General features: G+C 62.7%; 15 protein-coding genes and 1 pseudogene. 7 read left to right on the forward strand and 9 right to left on the reverse strand.

What is annotated here, in order from left to right:
* Positions 1–19: 19 nt before the first annotated feature.
* Complete coding sequence (locus A5777_RS04290) at positions 20–412, reverse strand: ketopantoate reductase family protein (protein ID WP_064861740.1); 393 nt, start codon at positions 410–412, stop codon at positions 20–22.
* A 103-nt stretch (positions 413–515) separates the two neighbouring features.
* Between A5777_RS04290 and A5777_RS04295 the strand changes: the two genes are divergently transcribed.
* Positions 516–1,001, forward strand: a complete 486-nt coding sequence (locus A5777_RS04295; protein WP_064861741.1) for a pyridoxamine 5'-phosphate oxidase family protein — start codon at positions 516–518, stop codon at positions 999–1,001.
* An 85-nt stretch (positions 1,002–1,086) separates the two neighbouring features.
* On the opposite strand, the gene A5777_RS04300 is transcribed toward A5777_RS04295, so the two are convergent.
* The 3 genes from A5777_RS04300 to A5777_RS04310 all read right to left on the reverse strand — a co-directional run bounded on the left by A5777_RS04300 (position 1,087) and on the right by A5777_RS04310 (position 4,079).
* On the reverse strand, positions 1,087–1,779 hold the full coding sequence (locus A5777_RS04300) for a hypothetical protein (RefSeq protein ID WP_064861742.1): 693 nt from the start codon (positions 1,777–1,779) through the stop codon (positions 1,087–1,089).
* 97 nt (positions 1,780–1,876) lie between these two features.
* Positions 1,877–2,356, reverse strand: a complete 480-nt coding sequence (locus tag A5777_RS04305) for a DUF1942 domain-containing protein (protein WP_064861743.1) — start codon at positions 2,354–2,356, stop codon at positions 1,877–1,879.
* A gap of 67 nt (positions 2,357–2,423) precedes the next feature.
* Positions 2,424–4,079, reverse strand: a complete 1,656-nt coding sequence (locus A5777_RS04310) for a nuclease-related domain-containing DEAD/DEAH box helicase (protein ID WP_005207143.1) — start codon at positions 4,077–4,079, stop codon at positions 2,424–2,426.
* Between the two features lie 161 nt (positions 4,080–4,240).
* Between A5777_RS04310 and A5777_RS04315 the strand changes: the two genes are divergently transcribed.
* Positions 4,241–7,549, forward strand: coding sequence for a DEAD/DEAH box helicase (locus A5777_RS04315; RefSeq protein WP_051993922.1), 3,309 nt, complete (start codon positions 4,241–4,243; stop codon positions 7,547–7,549).
* Between the two features lie 13 nt (positions 7,550–7,562).
* On the opposite strand, the gene A5777_RS04320 is transcribed toward A5777_RS04315, so the two are convergent.
* Positions 7,563–8,645, reverse strand: a complete 1,083-nt coding sequence (locus A5777_RS04320; RefSeq protein ID WP_039856129.1) for an HNH endonuclease — start codon at positions 8,643–8,645, stop codon at positions 7,563–7,565.
* Between the two features lie 27 nt (positions 8,646–8,672).
* Here A5777_RS04320 and A5777_RS04325 point away from each other — a divergent pair, with 27 nt between their 5' ends.
* A complete protein-coding gene (locus A5777_RS04325; protein WP_231894332.1) occupies positions 8,673–9,536 on the forward strand; it encodes an N-acetylmuramoyl-L-alanine amidase in 864 nt (287 codons plus the stop codon).
* 10 nt (positions 9,537–9,546) lie between these two features.
* Here A5777_RS04325 and A5777_RS25240 read toward each other — a convergent pair whose 3' ends face one another.
* On the reverse strand, positions 9,547–9,834 hold the full coding sequence (locus A5777_RS25240; protein WP_231894331.1) for a PASTA domain-containing protein: 288 nt from the start codon (positions 9,832–9,834) through the stop codon (positions 9,547–9,549).
* Positions 9,835–10,138: 304 nt separating this feature from the next.
* Here A5777_RS25240 and A5777_RS04335 point away from each other — a divergent pair, with 304 nt between their 5' ends.
* Together A5777_RS04335 and A5777_RS24000 are read left to right on the forward strand one after the other, a co-directional pair.
* Positions 10,139–10,324 (forward strand): zinc-binding dehydrogenase, encoded by a 186-nt coding sequence (locus A5777_RS04335; protein WP_005207137.1) that lies wholly within the window; start codon positions 10,139–10,141, stop codon positions 10,322–10,324.
* A 138-nt stretch (positions 10,325–10,462) separates the two neighbouring features.
* Entirely contained in the window at positions 10,463–10,843 is a 381-nt protein-coding gene (locus tag A5777_RS24000) for an excalibur calcium-binding domain-containing protein (RefSeq protein WP_082933543.1), read from the forward strand.
* Between the two features lie 30 nt (positions 10,844–10,873).
* Here A5777_RS24000 and A5777_RS04345 read toward each other — a convergent pair whose 3' ends face one another.
* From A5777_RS04345 to A5777_RS04355, 3 genes are all read right to left on the reverse strand, one after another.
* On the reverse strand, positions 10,874–12,496 hold the full coding sequence (locus A5777_RS04345) for a long-chain fatty acid--CoA ligase (protein WP_005207135.1): 1,623 nt from the start codon (positions 12,494–12,496) through the stop codon (positions 10,874–10,876).
* 168 nt (positions 12,497–12,664) lie between these two features.
* Positions 12,665–13,867, reverse strand: a complete 1,203-nt coding sequence (locus A5777_RS04350) for a Fic family protein (RefSeq protein ID WP_064861744.1) — start codon at positions 13,865–13,867, stop codon at positions 12,665–12,667.
* Between the two features lie 129 nt (positions 13,868–13,996).
* Positions 13,997–15,508: a DUF726 domain-containing protein gene (locus A5777_RS04355; RefSeq protein WP_231894936.1), complete on the reverse strand. Its 1,512-nt coding sequence runs from the start codon at positions 15,506–15,508 to the stop codon at positions 13,997–13,999.
* A gap of 500 nt (positions 15,509–16,008) precedes the next feature.
* Between A5777_RS04355 and A5777_RS04360 the strand changes: the two genes are divergently transcribed.
* Positions 16,009–16,644: an 8-oxoguanine DNA glycosylase OGG fold protein gene (locus A5777_RS04360; protein WP_156529282.1), complete on the forward strand. Its 636-nt coding sequence runs from the start codon at positions 16,009–16,011 to the stop codon at positions 16,642–16,644.
* Between the two features lie 11 nt (positions 16,645–16,655).
* Positions 16,656–17,798, forward strand: a pseudogene (locus tag A5777_RS04365) (DUF6361 family protein).
* Positions 17,799–18,085: the final 287 nt, after the last annotated feature.

Here is an 18,085-nt window from a genome sequence, read left to right on the forward strand (position 1 = left end):
CATCACCCCGCGACCTTGATCACCTACATCTAGTGGTCACGAGAACCCGTTCTACGCACCGTCGTTCCGGAAGAGCCAGTTTACGTTCATTGGCGACGCCGTTCTGGGCCGACACCACCGGAGTGTCGAGAGGCATATGCGCCCGAAGGTCGGCGATGGCCGCGGCGGTCTGCTGCGACTTGACGGCGAGGAGCGTCACGGAGTCGTCGCTCCAGTCCACTTCGGACGCATTTGACGCAAGCGTGGTCGAAATGGATTGGTGTCCCTCGGCGGTGTCGAGGACGAGTCCGCCCTTACGCATTGCTCGCAGATGCTCGCCGCGCGCGACCAAGGTGGTGTCTGCTCCGGAAAGTGCCAGGTGAGCACCGATGACGCCGCCGATGGCCCCGGCACCGTAGATGACGAAACGCATGGTCTTCAGGGTAGATGCGAGCGCGACGCGGGAGCGTGCCGCCCGCCGTCACAGTCACGCGGGACGGTGGGCGTGAAGAGCACTTGCGCGTAGCGTGAAAACCATGACTGATGACAACACCGAATTCGAGCACATCGGCGAGCTGATCTCGAAGGGTCGCGTCGCCTTCGTCACGACCAGCGAATCGGATGGTCGATTGCTGAGCCGTCCACTAGCAGTGCTGGACAGAAAATTCGACGGCGATCTGTACTTCTTCACCGTCGACCCTTCGCCCAAAACTGACCAGGTCGCCGAGGACTCACACGTCAATGTGAGCCTGCAGGCCGACGACAACTATCTCTCGATCGCCGGCACAGCGTCGGTCACCCACGAACAGAAGCTGATCGACGAGCTCTGGAACTCTCACGCAGAGGCCTGGTTCGAGAAGGGCCGCGAAGACCCGGGCGTCGCACTGTTGAAGGTGCACGCCGACTCCGCCGAGTACTGGACCCTGGACAGCCCCAAACCCGTTGCGCTGCTCAAATACGCCAAAGCGATCGTGTCAGGCGAACAGCCCGACGTCGCCACCAACGCGTCGGTTGATCTCTGAGTGTTGGACGGCTCAGCCAGCCCACGGCGTTGACACTTTCGCGGGTCGGCTGCAGTATCGGCCACGCGTCCTAGGCTAGATGGTTCTAGGATGATCGAGCGTAATTCCAGATCGCATGGTCGATCTCCCACGGCGTGACGGGACGCTGCAGTCGCGCAGAAACAATTGGCGCGGCAGCTCGGATGTAATCTTCTGCCGATGCAGGATCACTCGGAACTCCTAGGCTCCTAAACCATCCAAGAATCATCCGGTCCGGCTTGATTCGGTTGTCGTCGCCAACAAGCATCCAGAGATATCCGCGACGTATGCCATGCTGTCCGTCGCCCGGAACGCGAGCTAGCTCGGCGTCAATGCTCGCGAGACGTGCTTTATCCCCCAATGCCTCGATTGCGTCCGAGAGCGATTCGACGCCGCTATCAACCAGTACTTGCGCGTAGGCGATTGAGGCATGTGCTTTTGTCACTCCTCCGCGAGTCGAGGTGAGCTGGCTATTAGTCAGGGACAAGAGTGCGTCGTCGGTGAATCTTGCGAGACTCGAAGCTGGTATCGGATCATCCTTGGGTAGCTCGTCGACTGGAACCACGGCACTGGAGACGCCCTGCGAACGGGCAAACTTGACGACGAGGGGCGTGACCACGTTGTCGTAATGTGCTCCGATACTCCACACTGCGTCGAGAATGCAGAGGCTGATGCTGCTCCATCGCCTGGTGCGCTGCTGGGGATTCAGATCAGCGATTCGGTCGGCGATGACGTCGAGTTGTTCTTGAGTGAGTGGCATTTCAGCTCCAATCGTCAGCGGCGTTGCTGTTAGCGACATATCGGGCGGAGCGCGGTTCGGGTTACAGGGTCAGCTTCCGTGCTCGGGTCGATAGCGACTAGGACGCAGACCCGAACAGCGGTGCGGGCTTCTTCGACTTTGGTGCCTCGCGCCAGGTGAAGGTCCATGTGGCCAGCGTTTCCCCGAGAACTCCTTCGTACTGGATTGCGGTCGGTCGAGGGCCGTTGACTGTGAACGCAACTGTGCCCTTGACACGTTGACCCGCTGACAGATACCCCGAGTGAAGGTCGGTGGTGCTGAAGTCGGGATCGTCGTAGGTTGTTCCGTCGGACGCCTTCGCGACAAAATAGAAGGGGTTGACCGGAATGGCGCCCCGGGTGCTTTCGATAGTCGCCGTGAAGCTGAAGGTGCTGCCGCGCAGGTTGATATCCGTGATCTGGACGTAGCCGCCCCAGCCGTCACCGGAGATGTAACGCGCGTTCGAGGGCGGTGCTGCGCTCGCTGCCGCGGGTACCACGGCGATCGAAAAGAGAGCACACATGATGATGGCGATGATCGCCGCGAGGGTGGAACGCACAGTGGGTGTCCTGTCTGTGGGGAGTGTTGGTGACACCGTATGCGTAGGGTCTGACAATTCGGGCGAGTCAGTCGATGCCCAGTCGTCGCGCAACCTCGGGTCCGCCGACTGTCCGCACGAAGTCGGGATCGCCGCACACCACGAGTTGCTCGCGTGCACGCGACAGCCCGACATACAACCGTTCCGTCGACCGGCTCCTCACCTGGGACTCGTTGAGCGCGAGGACAATTACTCGACGCTCCAGCCCCTTGAAGCCGAGTACGTGTCCGTAGAAGACCTGCTCGTCGTCCCAGAACGTCGCCCAGTACGACGCGTTGCCCTCGGCTTGCCGCTCGATCTGTTCCGGGTGGCGACTGCCCGTGGTGAGTAGTGCGATATCTTCGGCACGCCAGCCTTCGTCGAGCAGGACGTCGATCTGGTCGTCCGCGGCCTCGAGGGCTTCCTCTGCGGTGCACGCGACGAATCGGATGTCGGGGCCTTCGCCGCCCTTCAGTTGCATACGTTGTCCGACAAGCGAACTGAATGCGCTCGCGATCTGGCGTGTGTTGCGCAGGTTGTGATCGAGCACGATCGGCACGAGCGGAACCGGTGGTGAACCCTGTCGGTCGAAGACGCGCTGCGCCTCGTCGCTGAATACGTAGATGCCACCGGTGTCCTGATCGCGCAGACTTGCCAGCAACGGCGGCCACCACTCGTCGGCGAAATCCTGTGCCTCGTCGACGATGATCGCGTCGAATCGCTTGCCGGGTGGGAGGGTCTCGGCGAGGTCGTGCATCTGTTGTGGCAGTTCATGTTCCCAGAATTGCGACGCCGCTTCGGTACGAACAGACTCGTCGGGCCCGGCGGGGGCGCCCCACTGCATGCCGAGGTCGTGGAACTCGCCGACATAGGCCGGGCGGTCCTTACGGTTCCACGCCGACGTGATGCGCGTGAGGTACGACGCCAGCCCGTGGGAGTAGCAGACCAGTGCTACGCGTTGCCCCGCACGCGTGAGGCGACGTGCCTGCTCGAGTGCGAGGAAGGTCTTGCCGCTGCCCGCACCACCGCGGATCTCGACACGCGATAGTTGGTCGATAGCGCGCAGAATGACCGCTTGATTCGCGGTGAGCGCGTCGGCGACGTCCTCGTTCTCGATCGCTCGCGCGACGACGTCGCGCTGCGGGAGACCCCGCCCGCCGAGCGTCGTCTCGAGTTGGTCGATACCCGCAGCGTCGAGGAATGGTACGTCGGTTCCCTTCTGCAACAACACTCTTCGGACGAGGGGCATGATCTGGTCGAGCTGCGTGCGGTCAATGATCTTCCATCGTGGGCACTCCGGCAGCGCGAAGTCGGAGGGGATTTCGGTGTGGGGGAAGACCACGAGGTGATCCCAGCGTCGACGCCCCTGTGTCCATCGCGGATCGGATTCGACGAACTCACGCAGCGCGTAGCAGCCTTCCAACGCCTGCTTGACGGGAGTGATCTCTTTCGGAGGTCGGCCGGTTCGCGCCTGCCACCACGACTCGCCGTCGTGCCATACCTCGCCACCCTTGACTTCGAGGCAGGCGATTCCCGCGCCCTCGATGGCCACCACGAGATCGATCTCGTGGTCTTTGTCGTGATCGGTGACGCGCTGGTTCGCGACGAGGAGGTCGGTGTCGAGGAGTTGTTCATTCAGCAGCCGCCAGACCGACTCCTCGGCACTCGAAGCGAAGCGGGGCGACTCGGGGATCGTATGCGGCATTGCATCCACTCTCTCGGTTCGCCTGACTGGCGTGGCTACTCATCGCAGTGTTGCAGGTGAGTCCGACAGGCTCGAAGTCAGCATCACGCTAGTCTCGCACTGTGACACCCGCGTTCCACGTAACCACGGAAGACCTGCGGCGGCGCTTCGACCAGGGAACCATGTCCCGCGGCGAGGCTTACTCCCGCCAGTCCATGGTGCGAAGCTACAACTGGGTCGAGGGTGATCGGGTTCTCGCGGGTACGTGTCAGGGCAGTGGTGGTCGCCACTACGCGGTCCGGGTTCATTTCACCGAGCGCCCGCCGACGATGGCAGCGTTCAGCCACGGTAACTGCACCTGCCCGGTCGGCATCGACTGCAAGCATGCGGTCGCGGTACTGCTCACCGCGTCATCCCCGGGTGGGCAGGGCAGCTTGACACGCGATCGCGCGCAGCGTCACCTCAGGGCCGTACCTCCACCACAGCCTCCGTCGTGGCGAAACCTCCTTGCCGGCGTGACAGTAGAGACTTCGACGCCAGTCCAGCCCGCAGGTGTCCCGTTGGCGTTGAGTTTCCGTCAGGCGACTCCCACCAAGTACTCACTAGGACCGTCTTTGCAACTGCGGCCCATGCTCATGGGGCGGCAGGGGCGGTGGATCAAGACCGGTGCGACGTGGCGCGAAGTCATCAGCGGGTACAACACGTCGTCGTTGAAGGCGACTCACGCGGGTGCCATCCGCGCACTGCACCAAGCGATCACCGGCCACAGCTATGCCACGTCGTCGGATTGGCTCAGTATGGCCGCAGCCAACCATGTTGTATGGGACGCGTTACGTAGTGTCCGCGACGCAGGCGTCGAGATGGTCGTCGACGCTGTTCCCGGTGCCGTCGAGGTAGAGCTCACGACGGCGTCGTTGCGGTACGACATCGAGGCGAACCCCGACGGAGCCGCGCTCCGATGCGGACTCGCCATCGACGGTGAACTGATCGGTGATCGATTGCGCGGCTACATCGGTCGGGACGTGCCCAGTGGAGTGTGGCTAGTCGGCGACCGTGTGCTGTCGCTCGCCGGGTTCGACCCGCCACTGGTCAAGGCGGAGGTCGACCTCCTCGCCCACAACTCACCGGTGCTCATCCCGCACGAAGACCTCGACGAGTTCGCTGTCGAGGTGGTACCGCGCATCGAGCAGCGTCGTGCCGTGCGCGTGGCCGACGGTGTCCTCACCCCGCCCGACGTATCGGGGCCCTTCGCCGTGCTGACCCTGACCGACAGCGGTGGAAACTACCGGTACGGCTGGAGCGTCGGTTATCAGGTCAACGACCGTCGTCATGTCTTCGACGTCGCCGAGAATGTCGGTGCGACGCCGTATCGAGACGTTTCCGCCGAGTCCGAGCTGTGGGAGTCGCTTCGCGAGCCGATGCAGGAGGTCGTCGAGTGCATCGCCTCGTGGTTCTCCAAGGCGTGGACTGCAGCGGCCACCCAGCGTTCGAGCACCGTGCGCGACCTCCAGCACGCATTTGAACAAGCAAGTCTCGCAGGGCAACAGGTCGAGATGCTCCCGGCGATGGCACTCGCCACGGCCGTACCGATCACGTCGGTCGACGCCGCGCTGCTCGTCGCGACGGTCCTGCCCGACCTTGCCGGCGATGAACGCATCGTGATCGACAACCGCATCGCCGTGGACTTCCGACAGCTCGACGACGAACCCTCGATCTCCTTCACCGCCGACGATTCGACCGGCAACGATTGGTTCGGCCTCGGCGTCACGGTCACGGTCGGCGACCACCAGGTCCCCACGTCGCGTCTCATCTCCGAATTGAGCTCTGGTGCCACGCATCTGATCCTCGACGACGGCAGCTACTTTTCACTCGATGTCCCGGAACTGCGTCGGCTCGCCGAGCTGATCGCCGAAGCCCGCGCACTGGGCGAGATCGAGAACGGAAAAGTCAGCGCCCGCAGCATGAATGCGACGCTGTGGGAGGAACTACTAGAGCTCGGCGTCGTCGACAAACAGATCGCGCAGTGGCGCGCGCAGATGGCCAAGCTCGCCGCGCTGACACCACCGAAGCGGGTGGCCTGTCCGCGGACGCTCAAGGCAAAGCTGCGCGATTATCAGCGCGACGGACTCAACTGGCTAGCGTTCTTGTCTGACAACAACATCGGCGGAATCCTCGCCGACGACATGGGTCTGGGAAAGACAATCCAGACCTTGGCGATGATCACGCGCGTGGTGAAGTCGACACCGCAGGCCCGCTACCTGGTAGTCGCGCCGACGAGCGTCGTGCCCAACTGGGTGGCAGAGGCCGGGCGATTCGCACCGTCCTTGACGGTCTCCTCGGTTGTCGCCACACCTGCCAAGTCAGGAATCGCAGTGTCCGACGCTGCCGCCGGAGCCAACATCGTTGTCACGTCGTACACGTTGATGCGCCTTCTCTTCGACGATCTCGACGCATTGCGCTGGGACGGAATCATTTTCGACGAGGCGCAGTTCATCAAGAACCACACCGGCAAGACTCACCAGGCCGCCCGGCGACTGGAAGCGCCGTCGAAGATTGCTATCACCGGAACTCCGATGGAGAACAACCTGATGGAGTTGTGGGCGCTGCTGTCGGTGACCGCGCCTGGCCTGTTCCCCTCGCCGACCGCGTTCACCGAGTACTTCCGCAAGCCCATCGAATCCGGGGCACATCCGGAGCGGATGGAAACATTACGACGCCGGATCAAGCCAATCATGTTGCGACGTAAGAAAGAGCAAGTAGCACTGGACCTTCCGGCCAAGCAGGAGCAGGTGCTCGCACTCGAGTTGAACTCCCGCCACCGCCGCATCTACGACACCCGCCTGACCCGTGAACGACAGAAAGTGCTTGGGCTGCTCGGTGATTGGGAGAAGAACCGGTTCCAGGTCTTCCGGTCGCTGAGCCTGCTGAGGCAACTGAGCCTACACGCGGGTCTCGTCGACGGCACACATAGTGGCGTGGCATCGGCGAAGGTCGAGTACCTGATGGAAGCGTTGCCCGAGCTCGTCGCCGAAGGACACAGCGCACTGGTGTTCAGTCAGTTCACCGGATTCCTCGACATCATCCGGGCGCATCTCGACGACGCCGAGCTGGCGTACAGCTATCTCGACGGGTCGATGACAGCGAATGCGCGAGCGCAGGCCGTCGACCAATTCACCAGTGGGGCAACGCAGATCTTCCTGATCAGTTTGAAGGCAGGCGGATTCGGCCTCAACCTCACCGAGGCCGACTACTGCTTCGTCTGCGATCCGTGGTGGAATCCCGCAGCCGAGGCGCAGGCCGTCGACCGTGCCCATCGGATCGGCCAGCAACGTCCGGTCACCGTCTGCAGGCTGGTCTCGGCGAACACGATCGAAGAGCGGGTCGTGGGACTCCAGGACCGCAAGCGCGCGCTGTTCGACGCAGCCATCGACGACGGTGAATTGTTCGGCACCGCACTCTCTTCCGACGACATCAGGGAGATGCTCGGGTAGCGTTCAGGCGCCGCTACAGTTCGACGTCCCACCGCCCGAAGTCAACACGTTTGAGTGGCTGAATGTGTCTGGCGCCCAGCCAGATCGGCGTCGTGTCGGGTTGTGTGGAGTACAGGCCGCGCGACGCAGATTTCACCCTGCTGTACTGACTCGGCCACCGGATCTCGTCGGCGAGGGCGTCGATGACGTCTTGCCCCCGGTCGAGTGCACGGCTGACGTACGTCGGCGCCGGCAAGACGTCGGATTTGCTTGTGTTGCACGGCTGGCACGCAAGGACGAGGTTCGCGAGCCCGTCGATCGGGACTCGCGACCACGGAAGGACGTGGTCGACGTGGCGGCCGGTGCGGAGTCGGGCGTTGCAGTAGAAGCAATCGTTGCCGAAGTGTTCGGAGAGGATGCCCGCGGGGCGGGTGAGCGAGACGCGTTCGGTGCCGAAGAGGTGGTCGGCGATGTCGGGGCCGTCGTCGAGGATGTCGCGGTTCATGTGCCGCACGTCGTCGACCCAGGCGAGCTGGAAGGCCGGTTTCACCAGCGGTGCCAGCCGTGCGAGGGTGTGGCACACGCCGCCGAAGAGAACGAGTCGGTTGCCGTGCTCGGCCATGACTCGCGTCGAATCGGTGCCCATCCACGAGTCGTCGTAGAGGAAACACTCGTGTGGGCCGGTGCCGACTTGTTGGAGGAGGTGGAGGGGGTAGCGCACGAGGTTCTTCTTGACCGCTTCGTGCGTTTTCGAATAGGCCGCAGGCGCAGCAAGTTTCGCGCTCTCGATGGGCATTTCGCGCAGGCTCGGGGTGCTGCACTGTTCGCGTAGGTCGGCAAGTGCAGCGAAGACCACGCCACGTCCGTCCCGCGACTGCCGCAGGACCACATGGCCTTTCTCGCTGAGCGGGCGTAGTTGGGTCCAGTACTGAGCCATGACGCGGTCGGTCAGCTCGTCGAGGTCGATCGGGACTTCCGCGGCGGGATCATCGGGGACGGATTCGACGGCGAGGTCGAGGAGCGCGACCATCACGGCGAGCTTGTACGTGGATGTCCGCCGCCCACCCTCGAGCACCGCGACCAGCTGCTGGCCGAGCGTCAAGGGGTCCGTGGGCACGGGGTCGAGTGTAGTGAGGTGAGGTCGATGCAGCGTTCAGTCTGCGATCATCGGATGATGCGAGAACAAGCGCGGAGGGCTCTGAGGCGGGTGGGGGTCGTGGTTCTCGCGTGCTGCCTCGGTGGTTGCGCGACGCAGAGTGCTGCTCCGGACCGCTCCTCAGCGGCGTTGACGACAGCGGTGTTGACGACCGCGGCGGCGTCGTCGAAGGCGACGTGTCCTCAGGTCGTGGTCGCGCTCGACCCCGGACACAACCCGGTGCGTATCGACGGCTTCGACCCGGTGACCGGCGCATCGCAGATCGACTATCCCAACGGCGCAGAGGATGCGGACGTATTCGCGGTCGCGACTCGGGTACGAGAACGCTTGCAACGGAGCGGGTATCGCGTTGTCATGCTGAAAACCTCTGTGACAGAGAGTGTCACGTATCGGCAGCGGGTGGGCCGTGCGGTGGCGGCGCACGCGCGTGTCGCGATCAGTATCCATACTAGCCCGGGTGCCAACGCGGTGTTCGTGCAGCGCGTCGGCCTGTATCGCGAAGGTACCGCGGCCGATGGCACGACGCTGCGCATCACATATCGCAGCGGGGCGACTGCCGCTGCCAGTCAGCGCTACGGCCAGGCGATAGCAGACGCTCGAACCCGAGCCGAGGGACTACCAGTCATGGTGACCAACAATGACTTTGGTGGTCGCGCACCGCTATGGACCGGCAACATCCCGATGATCGCGCTGATGTCCGACCGCGTGCCCTGGGTCTACAACGAGTTCGGACTCGACAGCGCGGGCGGGTCGACGCCCCTGCCATCGAGTTGGCTCGCCAGGTACGCGCAGGGCATCGCCTACGGCGTGCAGACCGCGCTTCCCGTGGACGGGCGGGGGTGTGCGGGGTGAGTCGGTGTGATCAGCAGGGGCTGGGTTCACCGATCTTGACCGCGGACAATACGGCCTCTCCCTCTGTGACAGGCGCGCCCGCGGATGGAGTCTGCGCGACGACGATCCAATTGCTGTCGACAACCTGCCTGCGGCCCTGACCCGTCGCGTCCTTGCTGCGTGAGTAGAAGACGCCGGCTTCCTGGATGGTGTTCTGTGCTTCCTGGAGGTTCATGCAGACGACGTTAGGCATGGCAGCTGCCTTGGGTTCGGTGGTCGCCGGTGCCGCCGCCGGAGCTTTCGGAGTTGTTGTTGCCATTGTTGTTTCAGTGACCTCAGCGGGTTGCGACGTGGTCACCTCTGCCGTCGTGGTGGTAGTGGTCGCCGTTGTTGGTTCCGAGCTCGAACCACTGCATGCGGTAAGGCCGAGTACTCCAGCGGCCACAAGTGCGCAGAGCGCGAGATGACCCTGTGTGCGAACGTGCTTCATCAGTCCTCCGACGGATAGTGTGTGACGACCCCCGACGTCAGATACTGGTAAACGTACGCATGCCTACCGACGCCATGTCCGATTCCGGATCGATTGGTCCGATCGGGGGACACAGCGTCACTCCTCTGCGTCCGTGCCCTTCTTTCTACGCCGCGGCGCCGCGGTGCTCACCGAACTGGTGGGCCTGGTCGACACCGGGGATCTCAAAGTTGAGATCGCGCAGCGGGTTTCGCTACCTGAGTTGATCAAGGTGCACGAGGAGGCCGAGGCGGGTCGGCTGCGGGGCAAGGTCGTCGTGGTTCCGTTTGGTGAGGACTGAGTGTCGGACTGCCCGTCTGAAGTCGACATCGGTCAGTGCGTCAGCAAGATTCGTCTGTTCGGCCGACGCTGGGACCGCCGACGATGGTGTCGGCGTCCAGTACTGTCACTGATCGATAATCGAGAGATTGGGTGAGAGATGAACAAGAAGTACTCGGCCATCGCCGGGCTGGTTGCCGGAGGCGTCGCCGCAGGGTTGGTCGGGTTTGCCCCGGTTGCGTCGGCGGCTCCTGCGCCTACGCCGGTGGCGTACTACAAGAATTGCCAGGCGGCACGTGACGCGGGCGTCGCGCCGATCTACCGCGGCCAGGACGGATACCGCTCGGCACTTGATCGCGATGGCGACGGTGTCGCGTGTGAGACCGGGTCGCGATCAGCGCCGAAGCCCGCCCCGCAGGCGCAGCCCGCTCCCCAAGCTCAGCCGAAACCCCAGGCCAAGCCCGAACCCAAGCCGAAGAAGAAGGCTCCGAAGTCGAAGCCGAATCGTGGGGGTTGGGGCTCGGTCGAGTTCTTCTCGTAGCTCGTCCCCGCGACTGAGGACTTGCGTCACCTACAACCGGGTGACGTCGAGTCCTCCGTCGTGGAACGTCGAGCGCAGGCGCTTCTTGTCGAACTTGCCGACGCTGGTCTTGGGAACCTCGGGAATGATGGTCCAGTTCTCGGGGAGCTGCCACTTTGCGACCTTGTCGGACAAGAACTCTCGCAACGTCTCTGGTGTCGCGTCGGAATCCTCACGCAGCACGACGGCGACGAGGGGCCGCTCGTCCCACTTGGGGTCGGGTACGCCGATGACGGCGGCTTCGAGTACGTCGGGATGGCCCATGACGGCGTTTTCGAGGTCGACCGACGAGATCCACTCGCCACCGGACTTGATGATGTCCTTGGTGCGGTCGGTCAGCGTGAGGTAGCCGTCGGGGGTGATCGAGCCGACGTCGCCGGTGCGCAGCCAGCCGTCGTCGAACTTGTCGGCGGCGTCGACGCCGTAGTAGGCGCCGGTGATCCACGGTCCGCGGACCTCGAGTTCGCCGACGGTCTTGCCGTCGTGGGGGAGTGTTTCGCCGTTGTCGCCGATGAGTCGCGCTTCCACCGACGCCGGGAACCGGCCCTGCGTGTAGCGGTAGTGCCACCGCTCGTCGCCTTCGGTGCCCGCGGGTGGTCGGGCGACGGAGCCGAGAGGCGACGTTTCGGTCATGCCCCAGGCGTGGAGTACCTCGACGTTGTGTTCATCCTCGAAGGTGTGCATCAACGATGGCGGTACAGCCGATCCGCCGATGAGCACGTCGCGCAGTGAGGAGATGTCCTGCGGGTGCTGCGTGAGGTACTGGTGCAGGCCGAGCCAGATGGTCGGGACAGCCGCCGCGGTGGTGGGTTGCTCCGCAGCGATGAGTGCGGCCAGCGGTTCGGGCTGCAGGAAGCGGTCGGGCATGATGAGCGACGCTCCGATCATGAACGCTGCATACGGCAGACCCCACGACATCGCGTGGAACTGCGGCACGACGGCGAGCGCGCGGTCACCCTGCTTGAGCGCAGGACCATCCGTCATGCAGACCTGCATGGAGTGCAGGTAGATCGAACGATGGCTGTAGGCAACACCTTTCGGGTCGCCGGTGGTGCCGGAGGTGTAACACATCGCGGCGGCAGAACGCTCGTCGACCTCGGGCCAGTCGAAGTCGACGGCCTGCTCGGCGATGAGCGCCTCGTATGAGTGCACCTGCACGCCGTGGGGAGCGTCGACGCCGTCGGTGGAGTCGCCCGTCACGATGACGTGCTTGACGGTGGTCAGCTGTGGCAGTTGCGGGTTGAGCAGCGGCAGCAGTGAGGGGTCGGCGATGATGACCTGATCCTCGGCGTGGTTGGCCACGTGGATCAGCTGCTCGGGGAAGAGTCGGATGTTGAGGGTGTGCAGGACCGCACCCATCGCGGGCACGGCGAGGTAGGCCTCGAGGTGCTCGGCGTTGTTCCACATGAACGTCGCGACGCGCTGGTCACCGTCGACGCCGAGCCCGCGCAGTGCGTGTGCCAACTGTGCGCAACGTCGTCCGACATCGGCGTAGCTACGACGCCGCGAGCCGTCTCCGGTCCAGGTCACGACCTCGGCGTCGCCGTGGACCGTGCTGCCGTGGCGCAGGATCTGCGCGATCTGCAGCGGTGCGTCTTGCATGGTGCTCTGCATGGGTGCTCCTGTGGTTCGCGTGGCTCGGTGTGGTGGTCCTGGGTTCAGGGCAGCGGAGTGACTCCGGTCACGTGTCGATTATGCAGAATCGGACAGGCGTGTGGCGCGGTGGGGGACGTTTTCTCGAGACGCGGGTTTGCTGACTGAACCGGGGGATAGGTTGGCGGCCTATCGCCGACGGCGGACCGCCCTGTCGGCGAAGGCGTCGAGTGCTGCGGTCACCTCGACGGCCTGCCACATTCGGTTTCTGTTGAAGCCAGTGAACTCCTGGAGTATTTCGGCGTCGACTAGCGGTCTAATAGCGCGACCTGCGTTGTCAGCGGAGATTCCGAGTTGTGCGGCGACCTCTTTGTTGTCGATGACGGGACGACGCGGCAGAACGTCGAGGAGGTGCTGCGCCGCGGAGCCGCGTCGTGCGCGAAGACGGGAGTCCCAGCCTGCGCGGATCCGATGTAGATCGGCGACCAGCTGACTGCCGTTGTCTACTGCGAGAATCGCTGCGTGGGAAATCCTTTCGACGATCGGCGATACATCTCCGTTGCGGTAGGCGTCGAGCGATGAGAAGTAGCCCGCAGTGTCCGACAGCAATCCGGCAGATACGGGGATCGTGACGTTGCGGGTGACGCCATGGTGCCGCAGCATCGACTGCAGTAGGGCGCGCCCGGTTCGCCCATTGCCGTCTGGAAAGGGATGGATGGTCTCGAACTGCGCGTGCGCTATGGCCGTGACGATCAGCGGAGGTAAGTCGGTGCGGTGGGTGAAACTGATCAGATCATCGATCAGCCCGGGTACTTTCGCGGCGACGGGCGCCACGAAATCTGCGTCATGCGGGCCGAGACTGCTGCCGCCAATCCAGACCTGATCCGTGCGCCAGCGTCCCGCAATCGTCGGGTCCTGGGATTCCATCAGGGCACGATGCATAGAGAGAATGGCTGCAGAATCAAGGTGATCCGCGAGGTCAACGGCTGCAGACATTGCAGCGACATTCGCGACGACGGCCGATGCGTTGCGCTTGTCGCGGCTGCCCAACTCCGCAAGCGCGATCTGCTTGGCGCCAGACGAGAGGTTCTCTATCTGAGACGATGCCGCCGACTCCGAACGCAGCAGAATCGACGCAAACGGAGCGATGTCATGTCCGAGCTCGGCGTCGAAGCGGGTCAGGGTCAGGGTGGCCTCAGAGGCCAGTGTGGCGACATCGTCGGGAAGCGAAGGGGAGCGTTTGGCGATGGTCGGTACGACGGCTGCGGAGTACGGTCCCCGGTAACGCTCACGCTGCGCCCTGGTCAGCAGATCGACAGGCACGGTTGGCGACCAGTCGACGGATTCGTACCGAACCGCCAGCCACCTGTTGCGTCGCGTATCTGACGGCATAGGTCCAACTTACCTTCATTTGCTCCCATAAGTGAAGGTATGAAGTAGGCATCGCCTGGGCTGTCCGACGAAACCGTTCCTGACGTACGGCGAGCGTAGCGATTCGACCGCGCGAGTCGAGTATCGGAACTATCGCAGCTGAACTTTGGCGAAGTACTCCGAGTGCCCACCGACTTCATCGCTTACGTCGTGATCGGCAATATTTGGGTAAGAGGTTCGAAAACCCTTCAATCCGACAGCGGTGCTTCCACCTTGGGCCGTCGTGTACAGATATTTGAGCACGCCGTCCCTGGTCGAATAGTAGTTATGCACCTTGTCCGACACGGACTCGTTGAGAAGACGCCAGTCACTCTTCTGTCCCTCGGCAGCGCCTAAAATATGAACCTGTTTGATCGACGGACCGTCCTTGCTCGTGGCGAGAGTCTCAGCTGCAGTGATCATCGCCCTGCCGCCGAGGCTGTGACCGACTAAGATCACATCTTCCAACTCGGTGTGAGCAAGGATTCCAGCTAAGGCGACACCTGTTCGGTCGGCGCGAACCTTCGCTGTATGCCAAGGATTCTTCATAATGTCTGAAGTCAGGATAACTGGCGCTAGTGGGCCGAGCTTTGCCGTTTTGCTAGCTCGTGCTGCCAGTCCCATTGCGACTCCCATAACCTGTTTGACGCCGAGGTTCTTGATGAGGAGAACGCCCAGGGCATTCAGCTCCCTGCTCCCCCAATGTAGTCGATAGATAGGGGAGTCTGGATATCGGTTTTCGACTGCGTCCATCGCTGCGGCCCAATTGCGATCCTTTTCCGTCGAGAAGCCACGAGCAACGATGACCGGTGTACCAGGTCCATCAATGAACTTTTCGATCCGGAAGGACTTGTCTTCGCCGACGTAGGCGTTGGTTACGCTTGTTCCTAGAGCGCCTCCAAGAGCCGCTCCCATAGCCGCAACTACATACGTTCCACCCGCCATTCCGAAACCACCAGCAGCAACTGCTCCGCCGCCGAGGAAAGCCAATCCGTAACTGGATGCGGCCGCGCCGGTATATCCCGCTAAACTGCCAACTATGCCGCCGAGGGCAGGCGCAGCTAGAATTCCACCCGTCGCTACTGCACCTGCGGCGGCAGTGCTTGCCAGAGTAATCCTCGATACACGGGAGAGATTTGTAGCCTCGAATTCAAGAAGCTCCGCATATTCTTCGAGCCGTTGCACCTTCTCATTAGCTCGAGAAAAACTCGGTATTTCGTGTCGGTGTTCGGCGCAGAACTGCGGCACGCGGATCGCTCCGAGCTTTCGGACTGCCATTTTATCGCACGTAGGTGACGCGCATTTGAGGGTAGGAGATCCACACGCGGTGCATAAGCAGATGGGGATCCCGAGTCCTTCACGCTCCACTTTTCGGTGATCAGACATTGAAAGGCAACCAGAACACCATGCGCGACGAACCACTGGGCCGATGGATTCGGCAAGCTCGGCAATTCCGGTCGCGGCCTGTTCGTGGGTCTTGGCTTGCGCTAGGTGACTCTTCTTCTCCTTGTCGTCTTCAGCGGCATCGGCAAGAGTCTTGTGTTTCGCATATGCCCAAGTGTTGTGCACTAAGGCGGGATTGCCCAACATCGGTTCGTGTCCGTCAATCTCTGGCTCGACCACGTCTAGAGTGCCAGTGACAACTAGCTTGTAGCCGAGGGGGGATCGAAGTGTCGCACCGAACGTGTCTCCGGTCGTCTTCGTGTACTTAATTTCTCCGGGCAAGGACTACCTCCAGATTGTCATGTTTGTGGCACGGGATCGTGTGCAAGAGAATCGTCGAGCTTCCTAGGCCGCCCGCACGGCGGCGGTCCATGACGACTTGTATGAGTTCAGAGGTCGTAATGCTCGGTGGCCCCCCGCGGCGCATCCGGTAAGTCCGTATCCAGAATGGCTAGCGTTCAAGAAGCACTGGCGCTGGTGTGGCCCGGTCATGGCGTCCCTCCTGAAAGCACGTACACGTGATGTCGGATTTAATGTATCGGACGAGTCGGACAACTTTCCTCGTTCGTTCGATCGGGGGACAGGAGGCCATTCCGGCTCGCTCCGAGCGGTTCCCGCACGTAACGGTCGCGTCAGTTTGGACGACTGACGTGATGACTCACCCGTGCAAGGAGGCAACGATGGTGCGACTGCCCGAAGCCGTGATGGCGTACACGAGCGCCGACGTAGAAGGGCAGACTGTGCCATGGAAGCCGGCCGCTTGGCGGCGCAGTTTCGCAGGATCTGAGAGAGCCTTCGACGAGTTGTCAGAACATGTAGAGACGCACGGGGGAATCAAGCGCGGTTACATCCGTGAGCGGGCGGGAGGCGATCCCGTGGAACTCTTCTTGCTGTCGATGGCGTGGGGCTACGGGACGGTCGGTTACGGGCCAACGCGCGTGTCGAGGGTGCTCTCTCAACCTGATGCGGCGGCCAAGCTCGCGGCCATCGTGAACGCGACGCGCGGCGGCGGAGCCGAAGAAGGTTGGAAGGCTCTTTTACGTACGCATCGGATAAACGGGTTCGGGATGGCGTTCGGGACCAAGCTCCTGTACTTCGCTGGCTACGGGACAAACCACCGGCCTAGACCGCTGATCCTCGACGCCTTCGTCCGTCGTGGCTTACACAAATTGCTTGACCCCGAGATGCCGTCGAAAGGTCTAGTCGGATTGGACGACTATCTTCGCTATCTGCACATCGCGGAGCAGTCGGCGATCGAGCTCGGTAGCCCAGAGGTTCTCGAGTACGCGCTTTTCGATCTAGGCAAGAAGCTGTAGGGAGGAGCGCAATGTCGAGCATTTCCTGGCTGGACGCGTCGGCCACCGACGAGCGGCGCATGCGCGAGATCGTGAGGTTGTTCAGTGACGTGAGCACGCTCGACGACTTGGGCATCGGCCAGGTCCGCGATGGTTTAGGCGACCTGATGTTCCCCGGTACCTCGACACTGCACACCCGGCCGCGCTACTTCGCGATCATCCCGTGGATCTTCCAACGCGCTGCCAAGAAATCCACTGGCACCGAGCTGGTGTCGAAGGCGCGTCTCGAAGAGCGCAAGCTCATCGAGGTCTTGCGTACCCCGCCCGCCGTCGACGGAATGATCGGCAAGGTGGCGGGTAAAACAGTCCGCGTGCTCCCGTCGCAGATCTACTGGTCTGCGCTGCAGCGCTACGGCATCCTTTGTGACCCCAAGTAGTACACCTGGGATGTACCCGTGAGTCCTACCGCGGACTTCCCTGCCAGCCTCGAGAGCGGGCTGGACATGACCGAAGACGAGGCCCAATGGTTCCGCGAGCGGATCTTGGTGACCTGTCCAGGAAGCTATCTCGCGCACCTGTTTGCCGACGGTCTCGACGATGATCCGACGGAAGCCGCACTTCCGTGGACGCATCCGGCGCTGGTGCAGGCGTCGGACGACATCAGGAACGTCGTCGAACACGCACGGCTGTTCTCGTTGACCATCAACGGGGCCGCTCTCGTCTACAACCTGATTGTCGCCGAGCGGTACGACGAGCTCGCCGCTGGTGACGAGACGTACGTCGAGTCGTATCGAGACGCGCTGGCCGACTGGGCTGACGAACTCGAACTCAATCGGGAGGCTCTGATGGGGTGGGACCTCGGCAACTTCTGGGACAACGTGCTGCGGGGGCGCGCCGGCAATCCTGTCGGCCCTGCGACCAAGCTCTTCGTCGACGATTGGATTGCCCGCGTCCGCGCGCAAGATGCCCGCGACGTGGCATCCAGCAGTGAGATTCGGACCATGATCACCGAGAGGGAACGCAAGAACAAAGGAGAGTCTTCTCGGCTCAACAACGATCGACTCATCAAGAATTGGCGCGGTGCTTCGGGCGCTGGCCGCCTGAACTATCGGTGGGCAAACGTGCAACGCACCCTTGCTGACGTCCGAGAGGGGCTCGCTAGTGCTAGCGCCTGACACACGGACCACGTTGCTGCGTGAACTCACGCCGCTTCCGGGATACGAGTTCGTTCAACTCGTCACCACTACATTCACATTGGACCTCGAGAGTGCGTTGCTACCGTGTCTGGCGCTCGCAGGTAGTGCCCGGGCCGAGTCGGCCGATCCTGTCGAGACGATCGCTGCCGTTCAGTCGACTATCGCGGCAATCGACATCTTTCATCAGAATGAATCGCCCCGGGTTCGTCGGAGGCTCTCGAACCTGTGAAGGATGGAGAGCATGGCAGCACCTCGGAAGTACAGCA

The organism is Gordonia sp. 852002-10350_SCH5691597 (assembly GCF_001665715.1).
Taxonomy (GTDB): Bacteria; Actinomycetota; Actinomycetes; order Mycobacteriales; family Mycobacteriaceae; genus Gordonia; species Gordonia sputi.